Here is a 6000-nt window from a genome sequence, read left to right on the forward strand (position 1 = left end):
GCATCGGAAACCGTGGCTTTCAGCGAACTGAGGATCAATCATGAAGACTTTCCAAGAGCTGCTGAATAACTGGGAAGAGAAAGGTGCAGAAGCTCAAGATCTGGTTGAGATAAACGTATCGATCCACAAAGCCGATCTGGTGAAAATAAAAGCATTCGCTGAGGTCTATGGCCTGTCTGAATCCACAATCACTGCGACGCTACTCTCCACCTCTATTAAGGAAGCCGAGGAGGCCATTCCTTACGTAAAAGGATCTGAGGTTATTAGAGTCGAAGAAGGCGAAGATATTTTTGCTGACGCAGGCAAGACACCCGCTTACGTCGAAGCTGAACAGAAGATTCACAAGTCCATGCTGACCAATAGCTGACGCCGAGTGAACGCTGGCCCCTTTCGAGGGGCTTTTTTGCTGAGTTCATAGTGTAAGACAAGAACACAAGCTCTCCTCTGCATGGGTACAGGGTCGACTAGACAAAGCCGAGTGCGTCAACGGCCCAAAGTCCAAACAGTATCAATAGAAACGAAACGCCACCCCAGTGCATCAAAATCATTTTACGCTTAAGGCGGGCAGGGAAGTTTTTCAGGTCCTCGCTACTCGCCCCTCCATCGAGCAGATAAAGACGAGGTGCGATAATTACAGCCATTATTCCAACCAGAACGAACATCTTTCCCCAAGGGCCTCCGTTCTTAAAGGGGGCTCGGATCATTACAGCAGGACAGTTCTTTAGATGGCCCAACATCAGTTCCATCTTGGTGTAGACGAGGTGCATCGCACAGCCAAGATAAACGAACACACCTGCAAAACCAATCAAGCCGACACAGAGGTAAACTTTCTCAGCGGTGCTTACGCTCATTTAGTAACCTCGTAAATTACTTCCCCTAGATTTTCACCCGTCTTGCCGATAACCGCCCCCGCTGCAAAAGAGCCCACTCCGACTACCACCAAGCCGCAGACAAGCGCACCTATCCCGGCAGTAGGCGCCCCGAGCGCTACGCAGATAGCACCCGTCGTACCAATACCTAAAGTCGCACCACCAATAGCGCCACCCGCGATCCCGCCTATAAAGGCTCCACTTTCTGTGTATTTCACCTTCTTACATGCCTCTGTATTGCCCGAAGCGCACACGTCTTGAACCTTGATGTAAGAGGCGCCGCCACCTGCTGCAGTGCCTAGCCATCCGCCGTATTTGACGTATTTGGCAGCCTTGGCGACCCCATCCATATGTGTTGCATAACCAGGAATCTGAGTGGGTGCACCCGCTTTGCTCCAACGATGTACCAAGCTACGACTTGAAATTCCCAAGGCACTCTTAAGGTTCGGATGATCGGGGAAACCAATACCCTTTTTGGTGAGCCACGTGAGGTTGCTATCGAGCTGGCCAAACAAGCGCTTACGCTCTGCAAAAAACTCAGCTGACCGCAGATGCCCGTCACGCAGGAAGGCGCGCTGGTGCAAGGCTTCAATGTCGCGTAGCGACGCTTGTACTTTCTCAAGGTTCGAAGCAAAAATGGCGACGCCAACGCCGGCAGCGGTAGACCCGTATTTAAAAAAGGATTCAAACTCGTCACGATGGCGAGCCAGGAAGTCAGCCTCCTCTGTTGTAAGATCCTGAAGCGCCTTATTCACATTTGCCGCCGCTTCCATCAATACCGTTTCTTCATACGTACAACTGTAGTTATTGGGGTCACTGAGCACGATCATCTGGCCCGCTTTTACCTGATCCAAATTCGGGTTAAGCGCTTTGAATTTGGCAATAACAGCGGGGTCAGGAGAGGCAAATAACTGAGTCTTTAATTCATCCGCCGTTGTGCTTTTGAGAACAATGTAAAACCCCGGCTCGTGGAGCTGGATCGGCTCAGGCCATCGCTCGCGGGGGAAAAATTTTAAATCTTCGGAGGACGGTGAGGGATAATCGGCATGGGTTGCGTCTTGCGTAGTTGAGCTATCTCTAAGGTATTGAGCATGAGCAAACCGCAACAACCGTTCAGGGTCGGGTTTTAACAGGGGCTGAGTGAGCATGATCAGCGGAATGCGCTTAACCGAACGGGTTATTGCGTCCTGACCTTTGCGGGCCAAGGAATGCGCTTGGCTCAAGAGTTCGCGCTGTTCTTGCAGAATGGCCTGTATGCCCTGGTCAGGGGTCATATGGCCCGTAGCAACATCATCGGCAATACGCTTTGCGTAATAGGCAACTTCCCGATTGAACTGCATGCGCGAAATACCGTGGGCAAGATGCAGAGTACTGACCGTCAGCCCCTGCGCAATCAACTTGCCCGCCGCGCTGTTGACGTCCCAAACCTCATAACGGTTCGGGTTCATCCCTCTTCGCCCCACGAGCTATGATCCGTAGGGTCAGACTCATAGGTATTACCGATCGAATCGTGGGGCGAACAGCCCACTGAAATCGGTCCTTGAGCCTCGTCGCTGACGGTCATGTCACCTCGGTTTGTCATACGTAACACTCCTTTTCGTCAGCCGAAAACCGTATTACAAAAAATCTCAGCCGTGGTGTAGGGCATCTTTGAAAAACGATGCGGAATTTTCCGAACATGTACCGCCGACGGCTCCGTGAAAATCTGGCCGAGTGACGAAGTGGGCAGAGCCAGCTCCAGACTCGCAGCCAACGTTAAGATCCAAACGTGCGACCAGCCCCCCCCTGAAAACCTCAAAAATCAGCAGCAAATGCAGGCTCGGCGTACAGCCGTGCACGGCGAAAGTTCCAACTTTTAAACGTTGACCATTCAGTCAGATATTTTTTTCGGCGAATTGCCATCTCGGCTGAACTTTTGAAAAAAGCCTCCGGTCACAGCCAGTAAGCCATCACTTGGAACGGCCGTTTGAACAGGCGTCATGTGCGTAATCGCCGGGCCTGCAAGCGCTGATCAACTGAGATGGATTTTGATGTATTTCAGGAGTTATCTAATGGAGTTGAAGACGATGAAGACCAGCACTGCCAAATCCTCGTTTAACCACCTGCGCGGGCTCAAATTGGCCGCGCTGGCAATCGGCACCAGCTTCGTTCTGGCTGGCTGCGCCGGCAACCCGCCAACCGAGCAATATGCGGTGACTCAGTCGGCCGTCAACAGCGCTGTCAGCGCCGGCGGCACCGAGTACGCAGCGGTTGAGATGAAGTCGGCGCAGGACAAGCTCAAAGAAGCCGAAATCGCGATGCATGACAAGAACTACGACAAGGCTCGCCAGTTGGCTGAACAAGCCGAGTGGGATGCCCGTGTTGCTGAGCGCAAGTCTCAGGCAGCCAAGGCTGACCAGGCTGTGAAAGACTCGCAGAAAGCTGTTCAGGAGCTGCGTCAGGAAGGCATGCGCCCAGCTGTTATCAAGCAGCAATAAGCCGCCGCCCCTGATTGCACTGCACCCGATATCGAATTGAAAGGACGACACGACTATGCGTAAACAATTGATGATCCCTGCCCTGCTGGCGATGAGCGTTGCACTGGCGGCCTGTTCCACCCCGCCAAACGCGAACCTGGAAAACGCACGGACTAACTTCTCGGCCCTGCAAACCAACCCACAAGCGACCAAGCTTGCGGCGCTGGAAACCAAAGACGCCAGCGAGTGGCTGGACAAAGCCGACAAGGCTTACCGCGACAAGGAAGACGAGAAGAAGGTCGACCAACTGGCCTACCTGACCAACCAGCGTGTTGAAGTCGCCAAGGACACCATCTCCCTGCGCGAATCCGAAGCCAAGCTGAAAAACGCGGGTGACGAACGTGCGCGTGCCCTGCTGCAAGCGCGTGATGCGCAGATCAAGCAACTACAAGACAGCTTGAACGCCAAGCAGACTGATCGCGGTACGCTGGTAACCTTCGGTGACGTGCTGTTCGCCACCAACAAGTCCGACCTGAAATCCAGCGGCCTGGTTAACATCACCAAGCTGGCTCAGTTCCTGCGCGACAACCCGGACCGTAAAGTGATCGTCGAAGGCTACACCGACAGCACCGGTTCCGACTCGTACAACCAGAGCCTGTCTGAGCGTCGTGCTGCTTCCGTACAGCGTGCACTGGCTCAACAAGGCGTGGATATTTCGCGCATCGTGACCCAGGGTTACGGCAAGGAATACCCGGTTGCCGACAACGGCAGCGTATCGGGCCGTGCCATGAACCGCCGCGTTGAAGTGACCATTTCCAACGACAACCAACCGGTTAAGCCACGCTCGTCCGTCGCTAACTGATTGATTGACGCTCGATAAAAAACCCACCTCATGGTGGGTTTTTTTATTGTCAGGCTTCGACTTTGCGGTTGTTGTCGTCACCCGGCATCATGGCTTCCATGCCTTGACGCCCGCCCATCATTTTTTCCAGCATCTCGGGGTCCATCTGGCCTTCTGAGCCGCCTGAGCCTTCTGAGCCGCCGCCCTTGGCGCCGCCAGTTGCCTTGGACAACATGTCCATAAGCATTTTGAGCGGGTCTTGTTTGTCTTGCTTCTCGGCGCCCTGCTTCTCGGCGCCTTCATCACCGCCCTGATCCAGTTTTGCTTGGCCGCCGGCCATCGCCAGCATTTTGCCAATCGCGCTAATATCCATCATTACACTCCCAGATCAGTTAGTCGTAAGTAATCATCAGTAACACTGACACGTCATTCAGTGGCTTCTTACGCGAAACGGTTCCAGATACTTGTGCAATGACACATTTGACCGCTGGTGCGCGCTATTCCTGCAGCTTGGGTGTTTCCTGGCCCAGGCAGCGCACGGCCTGCTTCTTGTTGTTCACCAGTACGCCGCTCAGGCCTTTTTGCTCGGTGTCGAACATCACCAGCACACCGTCGATGCACTGCGCCACTTGCGCGGCCGGGGTCAGGGAGATTTTGTAGTCTTGACCCGGCACGGTCTTGAGCAGGGTGAAGTCGCTGAGCAGCAAGGCATCGTCGGGTTTGGCGAAGTGCAGGTAGCCGTAGTACCACAGGCAACCGACGGTGCCGATGATGGTGCCTATGCCGGTCAGAATCAGCGGGATCATGTTGCGTTCTTCGCTCATTGCGGGTGCTCTGATGACTCAACGTTGGGAACCGGGTAGTTGGGAATTTCGCCCAGCCGCCGCAGGCCATTGAAGTGCTGCGGGTCGTCCAGATAGCGCAGCATTACGGTTTGCCAGGTCTTGTCGGCAAAGGTTTGCACGTGGCCGCCACGGGTCAACTGCAACACTCTGGGCGGCGGCGCAGCCTGGTACAGGCGGATGCCATTGGCCAGCGGCACGATCGGGTCATCCACGCTGTGGAACAGCAACTTCGGCACGCCGGTCAGTTGCGGCATGGCGTAGATAGCGCTGTCGCCGTCCGGCACCAGCCACGACAACGGCACCTGGAACGGCCATGTTAACCAGGAGGTGCTCAGGGCGAATTGTCCTACGTCACGATAACTGGCAGGAACACCGTCCAGCACCAAGGCCTTAAGCCGGGTTTGGCGCTCGGGATGGGCTGCCAGGTAATGCACCGCCAATGAACCACCCAGGCTTTGGCCGAGGACGATCAGCGGCAGATGCTGTGTTTCAGGCGCCGTGTCGACCCAACGAAAGGCCGCATCGATGTCTTGATACACCGCCGGCAATGACGGCTTGCCCTCGGACAAGCCGTAACCGCGATAGTCCAGCAGCAACACTTGGTAACCCTGCTCGGGCAACCACCAACTGCCGCCCAAGTGCCAGGCAAGGTTGCCGCCGTTGCCGTGCAGGTGCAGCACCGTGCCTTTGACCGGCACACCCGGTTTGGCCGGCAGCCACCAGGCGTGAAGTTTTACCCCGTCGGCGCTGGTCAGGGTGACATCGCGGTACGCCAAGTGGGCTTTTTGCGGCGTGAACGGCAAGCCGGGCTCGGGGTAAAACAGCAGGGAGCTGCAGCCGTTCAGCGTGAGTAGCAGGCAAAGAATGCCGAGGATTCTCATCCGTTGAAGCCTCGTGAATGGGTTGAAAATCAACTGTGGGAGCGGGCTTGCTCGCGATGGCGGTGTATCAGTAACAGATGCGTCGACTGACCCGCCGCCATCGCGAGC

8 protein-coding genes are annotated in these 6000 nt (G+C 55.3%); 3 read left to right on the top strand and 5 right to left on the bottom strand.

The features are described 5' to 3' along the window. The first annotated feature begins 40 nt into the window (after positions 1-40). Positions 41-367, top strand: coding sequence for a hypothetical protein (locus tag ACOZK9_RS16755; RefSeq protein WP_058413636.1), 327 nt, complete (start codon positions 41-43; stop codon positions 365-367). 97 nt (positions 368-464) lie between these two features. On the opposite strand, the gene ACOZK9_RS16760 is transcribed toward ACOZK9_RS16755, so the two are convergent. Together ACOZK9_RS16760 and ACOZK9_RS16765 are read right to left on the bottom strand one after the other, a co-directional pair. Next, a complete protein-coding gene (locus ACOZK9_RS16760) occupies positions 465-851 on the bottom strand; it encodes a hypothetical protein (RefSeq protein ID WP_421556219.1) in 387 nt (128 codons plus the stop codon). Next, positions 848-2317 carry a hypothetical protein gene (locus ACOZK9_RS16765; protein ID WP_421556220.1) on the bottom strand — a complete coding sequence of 490 codons (1470 nt, stop codon included), beginning with the start codon at positions 2315-2317 and terminating at the stop codon, positions 848-850. The genes ACOZK9_RS16760 and ACOZK9_RS16765 overlap by 4 nt, the downstream gene beginning before the upstream one ends. A 603-nt stretch (positions 2318-2920) precedes the next feature. On the opposite strand from ACOZK9_RS16765, the gene ACOZK9_RS16770 reads away from it, so the two are divergent. Next, positions 2921-3346 carry a DUF4398 domain-containing protein gene (locus ACOZK9_RS16770; protein ID WP_058413638.1) on the top strand — a complete coding sequence of 142 codons (426 nt, stop codon included), beginning with the start codon at positions 2921-2923 and terminating at the stop codon, positions 3344-3346. Positions 3347-3401: 55 nt separating this feature from the next. Continuing rightward, positions 3402-4187 (top strand): lipotoxin F family OmpA-related lipoprotein LptF, encoded by a 786-nt coding sequence (gene lptF / locus ACOZK9_RS16775; RefSeq protein WP_058413639.1) that lies wholly within the window; start codon positions 3402-3404, stop codon positions 4185-4187. 49 nt (positions 4188-4236) lie between these two features. Here the strand turns inward: lptF and ACOZK9_RS16780 are convergent, their stop codons facing one another. From ACOZK9_RS16780 to ACOZK9_RS16790, 3 genes are all read right to left on the bottom strand, one after another. Beyond that, positions 4237-4539 (bottom strand): hypothetical protein, encoded by a 303-nt coding sequence (locus tag ACOZK9_RS16780; RefSeq protein WP_421556221.1) that lies wholly within the window; start codon positions 4537-4539, stop codon positions 4237-4239. Positions 4540-4663: 124 nt separating this feature from the next. Next, positions 4664-4990: a PA3694 family proteiin gene (locus tag ACOZK9_RS16785; protein ID WP_152746880.1), complete on the bottom strand. Its 327-nt coding sequence runs from the start codon at positions 4988-4990 to the stop codon at positions 4664-4666. Next, positions 4987-5892, bottom strand: a complete 906-nt coding sequence (locus ACOZK9_RS16790; RefSeq protein ID WP_058413642.1) for an alpha/beta hydrolase — start codon at positions 5890-5892, stop codon at positions 4987-4989. Before ACOZK9_RS16790 ends, ACOZK9_RS16785 begins: the two co-directional genes overlap by 4 nt. Between the last annotated feature and the right edge of the window lie 108 nt (positions 5893-6000).

This window comes from Pseudomonas kitaguniensis, assembly GCF_049199985.1.
GTDB lineage: Bacteria > Pseudomonadota > Gammaproteobacteria > Pseudomonadales > Pseudomonadaceae > Aquipseudomonas > Aquipseudomonas kitaguniensis.